Raw genomic sequence first — 17306 nt, 5'->3', positions numbered from 1 at the left:
TGGTCACCGGTCGTCGAGGTCGACGACCATCACGAGGGCGTCCTCGCCGTCGTCGTAGTAGCGGGGGACGGTCCGGCGGTGGACGAAGCCGAAGTCACGGTAGAGGGCTTTGGCGGGCTCGTTCGAGGCCCGGACTTCGAGCTTGACCGAACCGACCCCGCGGGCGCGCAGGACCGAGAGGACTCGCTCCAGGAGCGCAGTGGCGATGCCCTCGCCGCGGCGGTCGGGGTGGACTGCCAGGTCCTTGACGTGGCCGATGGCCCGGCCGTGATTGGGCACCGAATCGGCGACGACGTAGCCGGCGACGCCGGCCCCGACCTCGGCGACGAGAAAGCCCGGGCGGCCCACGAACCGCTCGAACGCCGAGAAGGGCCACGGCTGTGGGAAGGCAGCCTTCTCGATCCGATAGACCGCGAGCAGGTCCGCGTCGCCGGCCTGCCGGACCGTCGGGCGCTCGCGGTCGGTGCTGGACGCGGGCGTGGTCACACCCGTACGTAGGCGGGCGGCCATCAAGAGCCTTTCACCATCCCGCCCGCAACCACTCGGCGACATTTCGAAGCGTTTCGGTCCGAAAGTAGCCGGAAGGTTCATTGCTATCAGGCTCGAAGATCCGGACGCACCCACTTCGGGTGCCACCCCCAACACCCCCCCTCTACCCCCGTTTTCGAGGACTAAACGTTCGAGCGGCGCGTCTTCGACCCATCCTGACAGCGAGAAATGAGGATTGGATGGAAATGATTTCTCACAAAAAATAATGCGGTGGGGACAAGAGTGGCCGACTCTGTGAGAACAAGGGTGGCTGGCTGTGAGTTCCGCGTGTCGAGCGGGCGCCGGGTCAGAAAAACTGGAAGAGGTCGTCGCGTTGCTGGTCGTGAAGGTGGGTCCGGACGGCCTCGGTGAGAGGGTCGATGGTTCCTCGTTTGGCGCTGATGGGGGCAATGGTGTCCTGCCACTGTTTCCAGGGCGGGTAGAGGCCGAGTCGGTCACAGAGTTCGTTCAGGCGCTCGTCGCGGTCGTCGACCTTGTCCATCTTGTTGACGGCGACGACGACGGGGATCTCCAGTTCCCGGAGGAAGTGGAACATCTCCACGTCGTGGGGGATTTCGTCGGGGCCGGAGTGGCGGTCGATGATATCGATGACGGCCTTCCCGTCGACGACGAGGACGGCAGCGAGGATGTTTTCGGCGTACCGTTCGAGATAGTGAACGATATCGTCCTTGATTTCCTCGCGCACGTCGTCGGGGACGCCGGACATGAAGCCGAAGCCGGGGAGGTCGGTGAGCACGAAGTCGGGACCGGTCCAGTCGTAGTGGTTGGGCTGGCGCGTGACGCCCGGGCGCTGGCCGGTGTCGAAGGTGTGGCCCGTCAGCTCCCGCATCAGGGTGGATTTACCGACGTTCGACCGGCCGACGAGTACCACCTCGGCGCTCCGGTCCGGTCGCGACTCGAACATGGCCGTCGGTAAGCTACTGGGGCGGATAAGGGTGGCGAGCCACGGATGCTTCGAGCGGAGCGAGAAGCATCGAATGTGCGAGCGGGGAGGAACGACCCGCGAGCGAACGGGGTGCCGTGCGACCCGTGAGCCGGACGCTCCGAGCGGAGCGAGAAGCATCGAATGTGCGAGCGGGGAGGAACGACCCACCCTCGACGACCGTCGTGGGACCCGAACGGACCCACACGGCTTTTGGACGCCGCGTGTGAGAGGCGTGTGTGCGGCTCGTTCAGGTAACGATCCCGGCTGGAAAACGCGAGGCGGTACTCGCCGCGCTCGACGACGAAGGCGTCGACTACGTCGTGACCGAGGAGACGAGCAGCCGTGAGTACACCGACGTCGTGTACGTCCCGCTGCCGACCGCCGCCGTCGAGCCCGTCCTCGAACAGCTCCGCGATGCCGGCCTCGACGACGAGGCCTACACCGTCGTCCTCGACGCCAGTACCGTCGTCTCCCGTCAGTTCGAGGCCCTCCAGGATCGCTACGAAGAGGAGGAGGACAGCGACCGAATCGCCCGCGAGGAACTCCGCTCGCGGGCGGCGGACCTGGCACCGTCGACACGAATCTACGTCGTGATGACGATCATCAGTGCCGTCATCGCGACGGCCGGCCTCCTGCTGGACTCGCCGGCGGTCGTCGTCGGCTCGATGGTTATCGCGCCGCTGATCGGTCCCGCGATGGCCGCAAGCGTCGGGACGGTCATCGACGACCAGGAGCTGTTCGAGCGCGGCGTCGTCCTCCAGGTCTGGGGGATGGGTATCGCGGTCCTCAGTGCCGCCGCGTTCGCCGCCCTCGTGCGGTACGCCCACCTGGTCTCGTTCGCCCCACCCGAAATCACGGCCATCCCGGAGGTCCGGGAGCGCCTCGCGCCCGACTTCCTCTCGCTGGCGGTGGCGCTGGGCGCCGGGGTGGCCGGTGCCCTGAGCCTCGCCTCCGGCGTCTCCTCGGCCATCGTCGGCGTCATGATCGCGGTGGCGCTGATCCCGCCGGCCGCGACGGTCGGCATCGGCCTCGCGTGGGGCCTGCCGATGGTCAGCCTCGGCTCGGGCGTGCTCGCGCTCGTCAATCTCCTGTCGATCAACCTCGCCGCGCTGACCGTCCTCTGGTACACCGGGTACCGGCCCGATCGGTGGTTCAGGCTCGACGAGGTCCGGTCGGTCACACTCAAGCGCGTCGTCGCGCTCGGCGTCGCCATCGCGCTGCTGTCGGTCTTTCTCGGCGGAGTCACGTACGACTCCTTCGAGAACTCCGAGACGGAGGACGCCCTGCGCGACGACGTGGCCGCCGTCGTCGACGCCGAGGCCGAGGCGACCATCCTCGAAACCGACATCCAGTACGGCGATTCGATAGTCCTGCGCGAGCCCGACAGCGTGGTCGTCACCGTCGGCGTCCCGCCCGGCGCGAACGTCAGCGGGCTCGCGACACGGCTGGACCGGCGGCTCGACCGGACCGCCGGCCGCGACATCGACACGCAGGTCCGGTACGTGACGACCGAACGCGCCGCCTGACTGTCGCCGGACCGTCGACAGCAGCGAGGCCGTGGTAGCGTGCTGTTAGCGAGCACGTCGCCCGTCGCTATTGATATGGACTGCCGTCGTACCGGTAGTATGACATCCAGACCGTTACTGGCAGTCGCGCTCGTCGTCACGCTCGTGACTGCCGGCTGTCTCGGCAGTGTCCAGACACAGCAGGAAGCCGGTAGCGCGACCGACACCGACGCCGGCGGCCCGGCGATCAGCGTCACTGCGACCGCCGACGTGGAAGCCGAACCGGACCTCGCTGTCGTGCGGGTGGCCGTCGAAGCGACCGCCGACAGCGCGGCGGCCGCACGCGAGCAGGTGGCGACCGACACCGACGCCGTCCGGACGGCGCTCGAAAACGCCTCGCTCTCCGAGGAAGCGGTCACGACCGCTGGCTTCACCGTCCAGCCACAGTACGACTACAGCGGTGACACGCCCGAACTCGTCGGCTACCGCGCCACGCACGCGATCCGGATCGAGGTCGCCGACGTGGACCGCGCCGGCGAAATCGTCGATCTCGCCGTCGAGAACGGTGCGACGAACGTCAACGGCGTCCAGTTCACGCTGGCGGAGGACACTCGCGCCGAACTGCGCTCGGAGGCACTGACAGACGCGATGGACGCCGCCCGGACCGACGCCGAGACGATCGCGAGCGCGGCCGGCCTCACCGTCACCGGCGTCCAGCAGGCCGAGACGAGCCGCGACCGCACGACGCCCGGACCCGTCCGCGAGGCGGCCAGGAGCGACCGGACGACGTTCAGCCCCGGCCCGGTGACCGTCTCGGCGACGGTCTCGGTCACCTACGGAGCCACAGCGGAGTAAGCGGCAGGCGTCAGTCCTCGTCGAAGGGCAGTTCGGGCTCGTACCCGACCGCTTCGACGGCGGCGTCCAGCACGGTGTCGACGTTCTCGCCCTCCGTGACGCTCATGTAGTAGTCGGCCTCGACGTCCCGCGAGCGGTCGCTCTTGTTACAGACCGTGAGGACCGGCACGTCGTCGAACCGCGCGAGGAGAGCGTCCCGGAGTTCCAGCTGGACGTCGATGGGATAGCCACACTCCCCGCTGGCGTCGAGGAAGACGAGGACGGCGTCGGCGAGGTGTTCGACCGCGCTGACGGCCTGTGACTCGATCTCGTTGCGGTCCTCCGGCGGGCGGTCGAGCAGGCCCGGCGTGTCGACGAGCTGGTAGCGGATGTGGTCGCGCTCGATGTGGCCCACCCGGATCTCGGTGGTCGTGAACGGATAGGACGCGGTTTCGTTACGGGCGTTGGTGACGCGGTTGACGAAGGAGGACTTGCCGACGTTGGGGTAGCCCGCGACGACGATGGTTGGCTCGTCGGGCCGGATGTCCGGGAGGCTCCGGAGGTCCTGGTGGGCATCGTTGATGGCCGCGAGGTCGTCCTCGACCTCCTCGACGACGTCCGCGATGCGGGCGAAGGCCTGCTTGCGGAGTTTCTTCGCGCCCTCGGCGTCGACGTTGCGAAAGCGGGCCTGGTACTCCTCGCGGATATCGCCCGTCTTGCGACTAGCCCAGGAGACCTCCGAGAGGTGCTGGCGGAGGGTGTCGACCCCGACGATGGCGTCGACGAGTTCGTAATAGAATGGGTCGAGGTCGTCGAAGTCCGGCCAGGCGGTGACGACGTTCTCGAGGTTGTCCGAAACGATGTTCGCGGCCGTCTGGAGCATCGACTGCTGGGCCTCGAACCCCGACTTCGCCCGCCCGGAGCGGGCGGCCCGGGAGAAGGCCTTGTCGAGTAGCTCCTCCGACGTGGGCGTCGTCGGCAGGTCCTCGAGAATCATGTTGCCGTTCGTACCACGTTCGCGCATAAAAGACCCACCTTTTGGTCGCGAGCGGCGGCCACAGGACCCCGCAACCGACCGGCAAGGGAGTGGGGCGATTCGTTATGTCCCCGTACGTGGATGGTCATCGCATGACAGACTGGCGTGCGGTCGGCATCGGCTTTCTCGTCAGCCTCGTGGCCGGCATCGTCGCGTTCATACTCCCGGTGATCGGTCACGTCGGCGCGGGCCTGATCGGCGGCGGCGTCGCGGGCTACCTCGCCGACAGCGGCATCGGGAGCGGTGCCTGGCACGGCCTGCTCGCCGGTGCCATCGGGGGCATCGTCCTCGCCGTCATATTCGGAGTCGGCGCCGGAGCCGTCGGGGGCGCCGCCGCCGGCCCCGTCGGCGGCCTGCTCGGCGTCGGTGTCCTCGTCATCGGCGTCGTCATCGCACTCGTGCTCGCCATCGACAGCGCCATCGGCGGCGCCGTCGGCGGCCTGCTCGCGGGCTGAGAACGCGGTCGCTCGCGGACTACCGGCGGTCGGCCAGCTCCGCCCGCAGGTCCCCCACCACCTTTTTCGACTCGAGTGGCTCGTTTCACTCGCCACCACTCGTCGAAAAACGTGGTTCCCGTGAGTGACCGCAGGGAACGAACGGGTGCTCGGAAGACGAACGCAGTGAGTCTTCCGGTGGCCAAAAAGCCGCTCGCTCCTCCCGTCGCTCGCGGTCGCTATCGTCGGTCGGCCAGCTCCGCCCGCAGGTCTTCGATGTCCATGTCCTTCATCGCCAGCAGGACGAGCAGGTGGTAGACGATGTCGGCGGACTCGTGGGCGATCTCCTCGCGGTCGTCGTCTTTGGCGGCCAGGAGCAGTTCGGTCGTCTCCTCGCCGAGTTTCTCCAGCACCGCGTTCTCGCCTTTCTCGTGGGTGAACAGGGAAGCAGTGTAGGAGTCCTCCGGGAGGTTCGCTTTCCGGTCTTCGATGACGGCAAAGAGGTCGTCGAGAATCTCGTCGGTGTCGTCCATGGTCGCCCTCCTCGCCACACGGCCATGATTCCTTCGGGGTGCGGTGGCGGTGCGAGGCGAGGTTGTGGGGAAGCGGTGGCGGTGCGAGGCGGTGGCGGTGTGGGGGCAGTGGCGGTGGCGGTTGCGGTTGCGGTGTGGGGGCAGTGGCGGTGCGAGGCGGTGGCGGTGTGGGGGCAGTGGCGGTGGCGGTTGCGGTTGCGGTCTGGCACTCGGTCGTCGTACCGGCCGCGAGGCGGAGCCGAGCGGCCGGCCTTTTTCCCCAAGTTTTTGCGGAGGGGGGTCACCCAGCGACCCCCCTCCGTAAAAAGTGGTTAGACCACATCCATCACGTCGCGGATGTCGTCGAGGTCGTCGAACTCGTCGGGGTCGCGGCGGCCGTCCTCGAAGACGGCCTCGGCGACTTCGATGAGGGCGTTGGTGCGGGCCGCGAGCGCGAGCGAGTCGCTGGGGCGGGCGTCGACGACGACGGACTCCCGCGGGGTCGCGACGTGGAGGTCGGCGATGTAGGTGCCGTCCTCGACGTCGCTGACGACGACACGCTCGACACGGCCGCCGAGTTCCTCCACGATGTCGAGCGTGAGGTCGTGGGTCAGCGGCCGGCCGACGTCGCTTGCGTCGAGGCCGCGGGCGATGCTGGCGGCCTCGTCGAAGCCGATGAAGATGGGCAGGAAGTCCTGCTCGCCGTCGGGCGCGAGCAACACGACCGGGACGGGGCCGGTCGGTGTGCCGGCGACCCGGACCCCCTGGATGGTGGCGTCCATACCGCCTCGTGGGGGCCCGGACTCAAAACGCTTCAGGCCGGAAAGAAGGCGAGGTCGTGGAGCCGGGAGTCGGCGGTCAGTTCCGGGTGAAAGGAGGTGCCGACGACCGGGCCCTGCCGGACCGCGACCGGGCGGTCGTCCCACGACGCCAGCACCTCGACGCCGTCGCCGACAGAGTCGATGACCGGCGCGCGGATGAACACGGCGTGGAAGGGGTCGTCGAGGCCAGTCACGTCCAACGGCGCCTCGAAACTGTCCTTCTGTCGGCCGAAGGCGTTGCGTTCGACGGAGACGTCGACGAGGTCGAGCGCCTCGACGCGGTCGTCGTTGGCGTCCGTCGACGCGACGATCAGGCCCGCACACGTCGCCAGCACGGGCTTGCCGGCCTCGACGTGGGCCCTGATTTCGGGAGCGATGCCCTCGCTGTGGACCAGCCGCGAGATGGTCGTCGACTCGCCACCGGGCATGAGCAGGAGGTCACAGTCGGGGACTGTCCCCGACGTGCGTATCTCGTGGACCGTGGCGGTCTCGTCGTGGGTGCGAGCGGCCGTCCTGATGGCGTCGGCGTGCTCGCTCACGTCGCCCTGGACGGCGACGACCCCAGCCGTCACTGTCATTACCAGCCGTAGGACGTACAGCCGAAAAACCGCATCGCTTCACGCAGGGAGGAACGCGTCGTCCGAACCGTTCGAGCGCGTCTCAGTCGTCCGCGGCCGCCGGCTCCGCGTCGGCCTCGGCGGACGCATCCGTCTCGATGTCCGCCGTCCGGTCGCTCTCGGGCCCCGGCGGCGCCGAGTACATCATTCCGCGGCTCGCGCTGTGTCGTGTCATTACCCCCACTCTCCGACGCGCACGGAAAAGCCTGCACCTAAAGGAGGATTATCCTGTTTAATGATGAATGCCACGACCCGATGCACAACGGTAATCACGAGAGAGGTGAGGGCGGGCTGGCCGGCGTGCCAAAGGGTTAGGTGGCGGCCAGTCGATGTGCCGGGTATGACTGACCGCCGTGACCCGGTCGAAGCGAAAAGCGACGGGTCGGTCGACCTCTACGAGATTTCGGACTGGGAGGTTCGGTCGGGGCTGGACCGGTTCGCGGTGTGGCTCTACGGCGGGCTGGTTTCGACCCTGCGCTGGACGGTGGTCGGAGCGGCGGTCCTGATCGTGCTCGCGGAGTTCGCGCTCGGCGGCCTCGGGCTGGTGACCGACCCCGTGGTGGGAACGTTCGTCGTCCTGTCGGTCGTGCCCGCGCTGGGGCTGGCGGCCTACCTCTGGTACGCGGACGTGACGACACAGGAGCCGCTCGGGCTGTTGATCGCGACGTTCGTGCTCGGGGTCTTGCTCGCGAGTTTCGCTGGGGTGTTGAACCCGATCCTCGGCGGCTACGCGTCGGCCATCGGCTCCGGTTTCGGCCTCGTCCCGGTCTTCGGGACGCTCGCGTTCTTCTTTTTCGTCGTCGGTCCCATCGAGGAGACGGTGAAAATCCTCGCCGTCAGGCTCCACGCCTACCGCGACGACCGCTTCGACGCCGTCATCGACGGCGCCGTCTACGGCGCGGTCGCCGGCCTCGGGTTCGCGACCATCGAGAACGCCCTCTACATCACCCAGACGCTCGGGACCGCCCCGGAGGCGGCCAACCTGATCGGCGAGGGGTCGGGCATCGCCACCGTCCGGGCGTTGGCCGGGCCGGGCCACGTCATCTACTCCGCGTTCGCCGGCTACTACCTCGGCCTGGCCAAGTTCAACCGCGACCGGGCCGGCCCCATCGTCCTCAAGGGACTGATCATCGCGACGCTCATCCACGGGACCTACAACACCACCGTTACGATCCTCGTGCCCGCGGTCGCGAGTACCACGGCCCTCTCCGGGTTCGTCGCCTTCTTCGGGTTCGTGATCCTCTACGACGGCCTGTTCGGGCTCCTGTTGATCCGGAAGCTCTCGAAGTACAACAGCGCGTTCCGGACCGTCTCCCAAGGCGACGGCCCCGCGTCCCGTTCGGAGCCGCCGGAGTTCGAGTAGCTACTCGAACCGCTCGGCGTAGGGCGACTGGCTGTCGCCGCCGCCGGCGAGCATCGACTCGACGTACTTCGCCATCACGTCCACCTCGATGTGGACGGGGTCGCCGACCGCCTTCTCCGAGAGGGTCGTCACGTCGTAGGTCTCCGGGATGATCGCCACGCCGAAATCGTCGGCTCGCGGTTCGCCCCCCTCACCGCTCGCTCGTTCGTCGTCGCTGCGCGACGACAGGCTGGCTACGGTCAGACTGATCCCGTCGACCGTCACCGACCCCTTCTCGACGACGTATCGTTCCAGTCCCTCGGGAATCGAGAAGCGGAACTCCCAGTCATCCCCGATCCGCGCGATCCCCGTCACCTCGGCGGTCGCGTCCACGTGGCCCTGGACGACGTGGCCGTCGAGGCGGCCGTCGGCCGGCAGCGCGCGCTCGACGTTGACGAGGTCGCCCTCGCCGAGGTCGCCGAGGTACGTTCGCTCGACGGTCTCCTGTGAGAGAAAGAGGTCGAACCACCCCGTATCGTGGTCCTCGACGGTGAGGCAGGCGCCGCTGATCGCGATGCTCTGGCCCCGGTGGAGGTCGGCCAGGTCGGCCCGTACGCGGACGCGGCGGCCGTCGGCGTCGGCCTCGGTCGCGACGATCTCGCCGGTCGTCTCGACGATACCCGTGAACATACCCGGCCTAGGGGCCGCGGTCCTAAGTGATTCCTGATTCGCTCACCCCGCGAGCGAGTCGCGGTAGCCGGCGACGGCCTCGCGGACGAGAAGGGCAACGAGCAGTGCCAGCCCCGTCGTCGCCAGGACACGCCGCTCGAAAGCGGGCGCGCCGTTCGCGATGGCGAACGCGAACAGCGCGGCCAGGAACGCGCCGACACGGACCCGCCGGCCGGGGTCGACCCCCTCGTCGGTCCGGGCGAGGTACAGTTGCGGGAGCAGGATTCCGGCGCCGACGACGACGAGGAAGACGACGACGGCGCTGTCGTCACCCAGTCCGGTGAGTCTCGCCGCGACGGCCAGCAGGGCAACGAGGGCCAGCGAGGCGAGGATGACGCGGTTCTCCCGGGAGCCCATGGTGGTGACAGGCGTCGCCGACAGTTAAACCACTGGCGGGTGACGTGCCGTACGGCTTTTGCCCGCTGACCGCGAAGGGCCGGCAGGATGGGCAGCATCATCGACCAGCTCCAGTTGCTCGGGACGCTCGTGTTCGCGATCCCACTGGCGATGTTCGGAGTCGACAAACTGCTCGCCGGGGGCACCGACATCGGGCTGGCCGCCGTCGGCATCGCGGTCCTGATGGTCGGCCTCGAAGAGTACGTGATCAAGCCGACGGACGTGGCCGCCGACGCCGCGAAGTCGGCCGCCGGGACGGTCGTCGAAGACCCGGAGGAATCGTCGACCGACGGGGTCGAGACCGTCGAGAGCGAGGTCGTCGACGACGCCGAAAAGTGAGGCTGCGCGACCGACGGAGCGTCTATTACTTCGCGACGACGGCCTCTTTGGCCTCGGCGATGAGGTCCTCGATGGACTGCTCGCTGGGCTCGTTCTCGAGCAACACGTCGACGGGAAGCGTGGGTGCGCCGTCGACGAGTCCTTCGAGGATGACCAGTCGTTCGCGCGCACGCGACATTCCGACGTAGAAGACACGACGCTCGTTGTCGGTCAGCGTGGGGACGGGGTCGGTGTGTTTCGTGAACTCCTCGATGCCGGGAACCTCCCGGCCCTCCTGTTCGACGGTCGCGGCCATCTGCTCGACGACCTTCTCGGTGAGGTCGGTAGCGACGAACACGTGGTCGGCCTCGCGGCCCTTCGCGGAGTGGATGGTGCCGACGCGGACCCGGTCCGTCTCCATTCCCTCGTAGTCGCCAGCGAAGTAGGCGTCCACCGAGCGCTCCTGGAAGTTCGTGACTTTTCGGAGCATATCGGCGGCGCTCCGCGGGTCGGGCGCGAACGGGACGTACTCCCGGACGAAGTCGGGTTCGACGGAGATTTCGGCGAGGTCGTCGGTGTCGGCCTCCTCCTGGCGCTCGTCGATGGCGTCGAAGAAGTCGTCACGCTCGCCGGTTCCGAACGCCGAGTCGGCGAGCATATCGGCGAGCCGGCGGGCCTCCAGGGCGGTGAGGGGTTCGTCCTCGGCCATAGCCTCGACGCCGCGGACGTACTGGGTGAGGCGGTCGGTCCACATCCGCTGGTCGGTCAGACACTGGAAGGGGATGCCGTCACCGATGAACTCGTCCATGAACTGGAACATCTGGTAGCGCGCCCGAAAGAGGAGCATCGAGGTTCCGTCCTCGTCCTCCTCGATGGTGGCTTTCACGTTCCGGACGAGGTCGAGCATCGACGGGCCGCGGACGGCCTCGACCGACCCGCCCTCCTTGCGGGGTTCGAGGTCTTTCTCCTGTCGTTTCTCGATGTGGCTGATCTCGCGGTTGACGACGTTCAGGATGGAGGAGGGGAGCCGGTAGGAGTTCGGGAGGACCTCGTCGACGTCGACGTCCTCGTCGAGCAGGAGGTCGGGGTCAGCGCCCTGCCAGGCGTAGACGACCTGGTCGTCGTCGCCGGCGATGAGGATCCTCTTCATGTGGGGCTTCCACTCGTCGTAGACCGCGTACTGGAGGGTCGTGATGTCTTGGAACTCGTCGATGACGAGGTAGTCGACGTTCGGGAGCAGGGAGCGTTGTTCGACGCGTTCGAGCATATCGGCGAAGCCGACGAGGCCGTGCTCGCCCTTGTAGCCACGCCAGGCGCGGATGACTTCGGGCACGTCGATCCGGTCGTCGTCGGACGGCCAGGTCGGGGTGTACTTGTTCCCCGTCTGGGAGTTGGGGTCCTCCTCGGGCGGGAGCCGCACTTCCTCGACGTTCCACTTGAAGGGGACGTCGTACCAGTCGGCCACGTCGCGGCGGGTGCGCTGGAGCCACTGGCTGGTGGCGATGATCTTGTTGCCGATGGTGGTCGAGCGGGCCGACCGCCGGCGGGCACCCTTGTTCTCGTCCTCGTACTCGATGCCGTACTCCTCGCAGAACTCCTCCTTGTCGGACTCGCCGACCACGTCACCACGCGAGAGGTCGAGCAGTTCGTAGGCCTTCGCGTGCATCGTACAGACGTTGCCACGGAGGGCTCGGGGCGTCGTGTCGAGTCGGTCGGCGAGGCGTTCGCGGATCTCGGCGGCCGCGGCGCGGGTGTAGGAGACGACGAGGATGTCACGTACGTCGACGTCCTCGTCCTGCTGGAGTTTCTCGACGCGGTCGAGGAGCGCGGTCGTCTTCCCGCTCCCCGGACCACCGAACAGGCGGACCACTTCGGGCGTCGTGTCGGTCATTGAACCACTAGTGGACCTGCTCACTCATAAGCGACGTGGCTTCGGTCCGTGCCGGCGACGGGGTCGAAGCGGGGGGCCAGTGGTGCCCGCTCAGCGGTACAGTGAGAGGTACAGCATCGCGAAGCCGATGATGAAGGGGATGGTCTCGGTCATCTGGAGGAACACGAACTGCAGGGAGGAGGCCGAGCCGTCGGCGCCGAGCTGGGTGATGACGTTGCTGACGGCGACTCCCATGCTGATGAACGCGAACCCGATGAAGGCGCTCTGGAGCTTCTGTGACTCCTTTTTCCGGTAGGCCTGGAAGCTGATGAGCGTGATCCCGAGCGTGAGCCCGAACGTGATCAGGCGCATGAGAATCAGCAGTCCGCGCGCGACCGCCACCATCTCGACCATGAGAGGCACTCCTCACCGGTCCGATATAAAGCTGTATTCCCGACACGCGGACGGCCACGGTTCCCGTCGCGTCTCACTCCGGATTGAGTTCGTCCCAGAGCTGGCTGAACCGATCCGGAAGGTTCTCTTCCCGGTAGATGCGCACCTTGTACTCCCCCTCTTCCTCGAGGGAGATGACGGTGCTGTCGAAGTTCGACTCGTAGATCTTGTAGTGGTTGCCGTCCTCGGCGACGAGGGTGCGGTCCTTGACGAGGTCGTGCTCGTCGAGGATCTCGATGCGGCGATACACGGTCGGGAGCGAGAGATCACACTCCTCGGCGAGCTCCTTGGCCGAGCGCGGCTCGATGCTGATTGCCGCCAGGATTTCGCGGGCGTTCTCGTCCCCGATCGTATCGAGCACCTGCTCGATACTCCGTTCCTCGGACACTGTAGGTACCTACTGGACACCCCCGTAAAAAGATATTGCGTACGATATCACCCCTGAGAAAGACCTGGCACGCCGCCGACCGTCCGGTATAACGGGCCGGGTAGTTTCAGCGCGTGAAAACACCTATATAAGGCCGTTTTCAGAACGCGTAATCACGGGGGTTGGTTTATGTATTCGAGGCGGACAGGGATGGATGTGGATCGAGTCCACGTGATGTACAATGCCCGGAGATGATGTGAGCACGAGTCCGCTGGTGAACACGCTGATTCAAGAACTGTCGGCTGGAGACGAACTGGGAGCGGCGTCGCCCGATGCGCCGAGTACCGAGCAGGAGACCGACCCAGAGCAGGTACTATCTTCGGTCATGGAACGGCTGGCCGTCGAGGAGTCGTTCGCGTTCGACGACGAGATCGTCAAACAGAACCTGGACGAGATCCTCATCGCGCTGATTTCGCTGCGTGACGGGACACACGGGAAGGCGCTGATCGACGACCTGTCGCGGCTGTTCGACGCCGAGCTGAGTCCCGGAACCGTCTACCCGCGGCTGCACGACATCGAGAACGACGGCACGCTGGCGATGCACGAGCTGGTGCGGACGAAGGAGTACTCGGTCGACGACGACGACGACGCGAAGTCGCGGATCGAGCGCGCAATGTACCACCACCTCGCGCTCGGACTCTTCTTGCACGACTCGCTGGACGAACTCTGACGCGTTCCCCCCGACACCACCCCCACCCCCGACGATACCCCCGGACACCCCCCTGTCGTACCGACGTGCGCGGCACGGCCGCGCAGAAACTCCGGGCTTTTCGCTTCCGACGTGCTACGCGAACAGGCGTATCGCCGCGATGGAACGCCCGAAAGAGCGGACCGCTACCGCCCGGGTACCCACCCGCACACCGAGCACTCTGTCGCCGACGCGTCGTGGAGACCGCCACACTCCGGGCACTGTTTTTTGTTGTAGCTTTGGTCCCAGCCGACCGGCTCCGTCTCGTGGCCGCGCTCCGACAGGAACTGATCGAACATTTCGTCGTCGCTCGGTGCTGACGCCATACATGCTATGTTATACCACACCACTATATAGCTCTACTGGTCGACTCCGCCGGCCGATCACTATTCCTTAAGGTGATAAGAGTTGTCATACCACGGTCGCAGCGACGGGCTTTAGCGGGCGACGACTCAACGGGGGGGTATGGTCGAGCAGTTGACGGCCGAGGAGCTCCACGAGAAGCTCGGCGCCGGTGGGGACGTCCAGATCGTCGACACGCGGTCGCCGACGGCTTACGAGGGCGGCCACATCCCCGGGGCGGAGAACCTCCCCTACGGCGAACTGGCGGACCGGATCGACGAGATCGACTGGCGTGACGAAGTCGTCCTGGTCTGTGAGATCGGGCAGAGTTCACAGCAGGCAGCGCGCATCCTCGAATCCTACGAGGGCGTCGACGACGACGCGCTGATCGCGAGCCTGAAAGAGGGGTACGAGGGCTGGGAGTACGACCTCGAGTCCTGATCAGGGGCCGGCCGGTCCCTCGTCCTCGACGACCTGCAACTGCAGTTCGAGGTCCGCGAGCACGTCCTCGGAGACGACGAGGTCCACCTCCATCCGCTCGCCGACGTGCTCGCTCGCGCGGTCGGTGAACTCACGGGCACGGTCCGGCGGCATCGACAGCGGGAGCCGGACGCTTCCGCGGATACCAGCCAAGTGTGCGGTCAGCAGGCCGGCCACGGCGTCGCTGTCGACGCCGGCCGCGTCGGCGGCGGCGAGCAACTCGGCGAGTTCGGTACGGAAGTCCTCGGCGTCGTCGATGTCGGGCACGGGCGAAACTGGCGTCGGCACCGCGAAAACGCTGGCGGACGACGGCTACTCCCCGCCGATGACGAACCCACCGGCGAAGAGGAAGGCGGTAATGGCGACGAGGCCGACGACGAGGCGACCCCCGGGCAGGCTGTGGAACAGGAACTCGTAGAGGACGCCCAGCGCCACGCCGACGGTACCGAACAGGCCGAGTGCTGTCGCCGGATGCGAGGGCGGGAGGGCTGCCAGCCGTCCCGACAGGAACCGTGGCATCGGCTTCTCGCGGACGTCCGCGGCGACTTCGGTAATCGATGCGATGACGAGCGAAACCAGCGACAGGTCGATCAGAACGCGTCCGACCAGCGATTCAACCACGGGTGCCTCCCTCGTCGCGGTCGCCGCCGCCGATGATGAACCCACCGGCGAAGAGGAAAGCGGTGACCGCGACGAGGCCGACGACGAGGCGCCCGCCCGGGAGACCGTGGAACAGGAACTCGTAGAGAATACCGAGCATGAATCCGCCGAGGCCGAACAGCCCCAGCACCGTCGCCGGGTCCGAGGTGGGGAACCCGGCGAGCGTCCCGGAGAGGAACCGCGGCATCGGCCCGTCGCGGACGTCCGCGGCGACCTCGACGATGGACGCTAGCACGAGCGCGAGCAGGGCAGCGTCGATCAGGACGCGCCCGATCAGCGACTCAACCATGCGTTTCCTCCCGACACATCGCGTTCGTTCCCGCGTCGAGCCCCCTCCGACCGCGACGGTGTCTCGTGACACGACATCGAATATTCCCCCATCTGATAGAAAGTGAGCGCCGTAGGCAGATATGAATGTTGTGATGTGACACGGGTCCCGAACCGGCGGCAGTGTCACCGCGAATCGCACGAACGGCCCACGGAGTGCCGTTCAGACCCGGACGATGGCGAGGGTCCCGGAGTACACGTCGTGGGTCACCGGCACGTTGTCGTTGAAGGTGGTCGCCACCTTCCGAAGCTTCTGTGCGCCGTCCTCGGTGACGAGACCGCAGTTTGGTGGCTGGATTCTCGATACCTCCTCGTCGTACGGGCCGAGATTCGCGTGTTCGGCGTCCGGGTCGCCGTAGAAGTCCGGATCGAACGTCCAGGTAGTCCCCTGTAGCATCCGCTCGGCGAAGCGGTCCGCAAAGTCCTGCGAGACCCAGGACACGACGCGGCAGTCGAAGGTCGTGGCGGGCTCGTGGGTCCAGACCTCGTAGGCCTCGTAGGCGTCGACCGGGTATCCACCCACCCCGACCGTCTCGGCCTCCAGTTCCGCGTAGCTGTCGTCGGGATACCACTCGCGAACGAGGTCCTTGGCTCGCTCGGCGGTGAGGGCCGTCATCGGGACGCTCGCCGCTGTGTGGGCCGACGGGTCAAGCGGGGTGTGTCCGTACCGTCCCTCGAACGCCCGGAGCACGGCTAACGGATGGGAGGCCATGCCGCCGCCCTCCGGACGAGTCCCGGTCTCGATCTGTTCGAGTAGCGTATCGACAGGGTCCAGGTACGTGTTCTTGTCGATATAGCCGCCGGCGACGAGGCCGCCGGCGCGGGAGAGCGCGTACACCTTGAGATCGGTTTCGAGGACGACCCACTCGTTGGGGTACCCGTCGAGGCTGGTGCGCGAGCGGACGGTCGCCTCCGTGGTTGACCCCGAGTCGTACAGCGCCACCGTCTCCCCCGGCCCGACGGCGAGTCTGCGACGCGCGCCTGCCGCGGTCTGGTACTCCTCGTAATAGGCGGGCGGGTCGTAGTCCGAGCAGACGCTGACGGCGTCGAGCGCGAGCGCACGCTGTGGGGCGTCGTCCGGGGTCGCGACGGACAGCGACAGCGCCGTGTCCTCCGAGAGTACGTCTTCGACGTAGTACGCCCAGTTGAGCGTCACGCGGGGAACGCCCTCGGCAGTGAGCGATGCCGTGTCGTCGCTCCCCGCCTCGCGTTCGTCGTCCGAAGGTGCCGGTCGCTCGGCCTGGCCTTTCCCGTAGGGGCCGGCCGTGATCCGGTCGAGGTAGAACGGGGACTGGGCGGTCTGTTCGCCGTAAGCCTGGATGACGTACTCGCCCGTGAAGCCGGCTCCGATTGCCAGTCGGTCGGTCCGTTCCCGGTTGCCGTAGTCGTCCGCCACCGAGAACGTCACCTCGTTTGCCGACGGGTACACGGTGAAACCGAGCCGTATCCACTGCCCCGGGCCGAAGTCGATGCCGACGGTCGTCTCGGTGGTACTGATCCCCTCGCTACGCGTGTGTCCGACGGCGGTTCCGTCCGAGTAGTGCAGGAACGGAGCGCCGGTCACGACCGCCCCGTCTGCCCCGTCGAAGGCGCTCCGGAGGCCGAACCGGACCGTCGGGGACGACGTGGGCGCGTACACCCAGGCGAAGAACTCGTCGCCGTCCCGGAGCGGCGCCCTCGGCTCCGCGGACGTGATGCCGAGTACCTGGTAATCGACACTGTCGAGGCGGCCTTGCAGCGAATAGCTTCCCGCGAACGACTGGTTGGGCGTGAGTTCGAGGTCCGACCCCGGCCCGCCGATGATATCCCAGTACTCCGGCATGTTGCCCGCGGGAAAGGTCGTAACGACGTTGCGCCGCCCGATAGACTCCACGGTCGTCTCGGATTCGATGTCCGGGGGCGTCACCTGCCCGGCCTGCTCCAGTGCCCTGTTACAGCCGGCCAGCGCCAGCGAGCCGAGGAGCCCGCTCGTACGGAGGAAGCGCCGCCGCGTCGGTCGGTCGTCCGTCATGGTCGATACCACCCGTGTCGTGAGAACGTC

Annotated in this window: 24 protein-coding genes; 7 read left to right on the top strand and 17 right to left on the bottom strand. The window is 67.2% G+C overall.

Annotated elements, in window-relative coordinates; all coding sequences use genetic code 11:
- Positions 1 to 3: 3 nt before the first annotated feature.
- Together rimI and engB are read right to left on the bottom strand one after the other, a co-directional pair.
- The gene (rimI, locus tag MUG96_RS02680; protein ID WP_246986250.1) at positions 4 to 510 is read right to left on the bottom strand and encodes a ribosomal protein S18-alanine N-acetyltransferase; all 507 of its coding nucleotides are present in this window, start codon (positions 508 to 510) and stop codon (positions 4 to 6) included.
- A 325-nt stretch (positions 511 to 835) separates the two neighbouring features.
- Positions 836 to 1453 (bottom strand): GTP-binding protein EngB, encoded by a 618-nt coding sequence (engB, locus tag MUG96_RS02675; protein WP_246986249.1) that lies wholly within the window; start codon positions 1451 to 1453, stop codon positions 836 to 838.
- A 257-nt stretch (positions 1454 to 1710) separates the two neighbouring features.
- On the opposite strand from engB, the gene MUG96_RS02670 reads away from it, so the two are divergent.
- Both MUG96_RS02670 and MUG96_RS02665 read left to right on the top strand, forming a co-directional pair.
- Positions 1711 to 3000: a TIGR00341 family protein gene (locus tag MUG96_RS02670; RefSeq protein WP_246986247.1), complete on the top strand. Its 1290-nt coding sequence runs from the start codon at positions 1711 to 1713 to the stop codon at positions 2998 to 3000.
- Positions 3001 to 3099: 99 nt separating this feature from the next.
- Positions 3100 to 3834, top strand: coding sequence for an SIMPL domain-containing protein (locus tag MUG96_RS02665; protein ID WP_246986246.1), 735 nt, complete (start codon positions 3100 to 3102; stop codon positions 3832 to 3834).
- 10 nt (positions 3835 to 3844) lie between these two features.
- Here the strand turns inward: MUG96_RS02665 and MUG96_RS02660 are convergent, their stop codons facing one another.
- Positions 3845 to 4810 carry an NOG1 family protein gene (locus MUG96_RS02660; protein ID WP_246986244.1) on the bottom strand — a complete coding sequence of 322 codons (966 nt, stop codon included), beginning with the start codon at positions 4808 to 4810 and terminating at the stop codon, positions 3845 to 3847.
- A gap of 131 nt (positions 4811 to 4941) precedes the next feature.
- On the opposite strand from MUG96_RS02660, the gene MUG96_RS02655 reads away from it, so the two are divergent.
- Positions 4942 to 5304 (top strand): DUF5518 domain-containing protein, encoded by a 363-nt coding sequence (locus MUG96_RS02655; RefSeq protein ID WP_246986242.1) that lies wholly within the window; start codon positions 4942 to 4944, stop codon positions 5302 to 5304.
- 218 nt (positions 5305 to 5522) lie between these two features.
- Here the strand turns inward: MUG96_RS02655 and hisE are convergent, their stop codons facing one another.
- The 4 genes from hisE to MUG96_RS24090 all read right to left on the bottom strand — a co-directional run bounded on the left by hisE (position 5523) and on the right by MUG96_RS24090 (position 7408).
- Positions 5523 to 5816 carry a phosphoribosyl-ATP diphosphatase gene (gene hisE, locus MUG96_RS02650; protein WP_246986240.1) on the bottom strand — a complete coding sequence of 98 codons (294 nt, stop codon included), beginning with the start codon at positions 5814 to 5816 and terminating at the stop codon, positions 5523 to 5525.
- 311 nt (positions 5817 to 6127) lie between these two features.
- Positions 6128 to 6577 carry a bifunctional nuclease family protein gene (locus tag MUG96_RS02645; RefSeq protein ID WP_246986238.1) on the bottom strand — a complete coding sequence of 150 codons (450 nt, stop codon included), beginning with the start codon at positions 6575 to 6577 and terminating at the stop codon, positions 6128 to 6130.
- A 32-nt stretch (positions 6578 to 6609) separates the two neighbouring features.
- Positions 6610 to 7194 (bottom strand): pyridoxal 5'-phosphate synthase glutaminase subunit PdxT, encoded by a 585-nt coding sequence (pdxT, locus tag MUG96_RS02640; RefSeq protein WP_246986236.1) that lies wholly within the window; start codon positions 7192 to 7194, stop codon positions 6610 to 6612.
- 82 nt (positions 7195 to 7276) lie between these two features.
- Positions 7277 to 7408 carry a hypothetical protein gene (locus MUG96_RS24090; RefSeq protein WP_256465421.1) on the bottom strand — a complete coding sequence of 44 codons (132 nt, stop codon included), beginning with the start codon at positions 7406 to 7408 and terminating at the stop codon, positions 7277 to 7279.
- Between the two features lie 165 nt (positions 7409 to 7573).
- On the opposite strand from MUG96_RS24090, the gene MUG96_RS02635 reads away from it, so the two are divergent.
- The gene (locus MUG96_RS02635) at positions 7574 to 8596 is read left to right on the top strand and encodes a PrsW family intramembrane metalloprotease (protein ID WP_246986234.1); all 1023 of its coding nucleotides are present in this window, start codon (positions 7574 to 7576) and stop codon (positions 8594 to 8596) included.
- On the opposite strand, the gene MUG96_RS02630 is transcribed toward MUG96_RS02635, so the two are convergent.
- Together MUG96_RS02630 and MUG96_RS02625 are read right to left on the bottom strand one after the other, a co-directional pair.
- Positions 8597 to 9265 carry a riboflavin synthase gene (locus MUG96_RS02630; protein WP_246986232.1) on the bottom strand — a complete coding sequence of 223 codons (669 nt, stop codon included), beginning with the start codon at positions 9263 to 9265 and terminating at the stop codon, positions 8597 to 8599.
- Between the two features lie 42 nt (positions 9266 to 9307).
- Positions 9308 to 9661, bottom strand: a complete 354-nt coding sequence (locus MUG96_RS02625; protein ID WP_246986230.1) for a DUF7987 family protein — start codon at positions 9659 to 9661, stop codon at positions 9308 to 9310.
- 87 nt (positions 9662 to 9748) lie between these two features.
- Here MUG96_RS02625 and MUG96_RS02620 point away from each other — a divergent pair, with 87 nt between their 5' ends.
- Positions 9749 to 10039: a DUF7533 family protein gene (locus MUG96_RS02620; protein ID WP_246986228.1), complete on the top strand. Its 291-nt coding sequence runs from the start codon at positions 9749 to 9751 to the stop codon at positions 10037 to 10039.
- A gap of 25 nt (positions 10040 to 10064) precedes the next feature.
- On the opposite strand, the gene MUG96_RS02615 is transcribed toward MUG96_RS02620, so the two are convergent.
- The 3 genes from MUG96_RS02615 to MUG96_RS02605 form a co-directional block, all read right to left on the bottom strand.
- The gene (locus MUG96_RS02615) at positions 10065 to 11909 is read right to left on the bottom strand and encodes a UvrD-helicase domain-containing protein (protein WP_246986226.1); all 1845 of its coding nucleotides are present in this window, start codon (positions 11907 to 11909) and stop codon (positions 10065 to 10067) included.
- Between the two features lie 90 nt (positions 11910 to 11999).
- Positions 12000 to 12302 carry a DUF7521 family protein gene (locus MUG96_RS02610; protein WP_246986224.1) on the bottom strand — a complete coding sequence of 101 codons (303 nt, stop codon included), beginning with the start codon at positions 12300 to 12302 and terminating at the stop codon, positions 12000 to 12002.
- A gap of 73 nt (positions 12303 to 12375) precedes the next feature.
- Positions 12376 to 12729, bottom strand: coding sequence for an ArsR/SmtB family transcription factor (locus MUG96_RS02605; RefSeq protein ID WP_246986222.1), 354 nt, complete (start codon positions 12727 to 12729; stop codon positions 12376 to 12378).
- Positions 12730 to 12964: 235 nt separating this feature from the next.
- Between MUG96_RS02605 and MUG96_RS02600 the strand changes: the two genes are divergently transcribed.
- Entirely contained in the window at positions 12965 to 13438 is a 474-nt protein-coding gene (locus MUG96_RS02600) for a helix-turn-helix domain-containing protein (RefSeq protein ID WP_246986220.1), read from the top strand.
- A gap of 164 nt (positions 13439 to 13602) precedes the next feature.
- On the opposite strand, the gene MUG96_RS02595 is transcribed toward MUG96_RS02600, so the two are convergent.
- Entirely contained in the window at positions 13603 to 13782 is a 180-nt protein-coding gene (locus tag MUG96_RS02595; RefSeq protein ID WP_246986218.1) for an HVO_0416 family zinc finger protein, read from the bottom strand.
- 139 nt (positions 13783 to 13921) lie between these two features.
- Here MUG96_RS02595 and MUG96_RS02590 point away from each other — a divergent pair, with 139 nt between their 5' ends.
- Positions 13922 to 14239, top strand: a complete 318-nt coding sequence (locus tag MUG96_RS02590; RefSeq protein WP_246986217.1) for a rhodanese-like domain-containing protein — start codon at positions 13922 to 13924, stop codon at positions 14237 to 14239.
- Here the strand turns inward: MUG96_RS02590 and MUG96_RS02585 are convergent, their stop codons facing one another.
- From MUG96_RS02585 to MUG96_RS02570, 4 genes are all read right to left on the bottom strand, one after another.
- Complete coding sequence (locus tag MUG96_RS02585) at positions 14240 to 14545, bottom strand: hypothetical protein (RefSeq protein ID WP_246986216.1); 306 nt, start codon at positions 14543 to 14545, stop codon at positions 14240 to 14242.
- Between the two features lie 45 nt (positions 14546 to 14590).
- On the bottom strand, positions 14591 to 14899 hold the full coding sequence (locus MUG96_RS02580) for a hypothetical protein (protein WP_246986215.1): 309 nt from the start codon (positions 14897 to 14899) through the stop codon (positions 14591 to 14593).
- Complete coding sequence (locus tag MUG96_RS02575) at positions 14892 to 15227, bottom strand: hypothetical protein (RefSeq protein ID WP_246986214.1); 336 nt, start codon at positions 15225 to 15227, stop codon at positions 14892 to 14894. Before MUG96_RS02575 ends, MUG96_RS02580 begins: the two co-directional genes overlap by 8 nt.
- A gap of 201 nt (positions 15228 to 15428) precedes the next feature.
- Entirely contained in the window at positions 15429 to 17276 is a 1848-nt protein-coding gene (locus MUG96_RS02570; protein WP_246986212.1) for a hypothetical protein, read from the bottom strand.
- Between the last annotated feature and the right edge of the window lie 30 nt (positions 17277 to 17306).

Origin of the sequence: Halorientalis marina, from assembly GCF_023028345.1 — an archaeon.
GTDB lineage: Archaea > Halobacteriota > Halobacteria > Halobacteriales > Haloarculaceae > Halorientalis > Halorientalis marina.
Note: the sequence above shows the minus strand (reverse complement) of the source record. Positions and strands in the feature narration are given on the sequence as shown.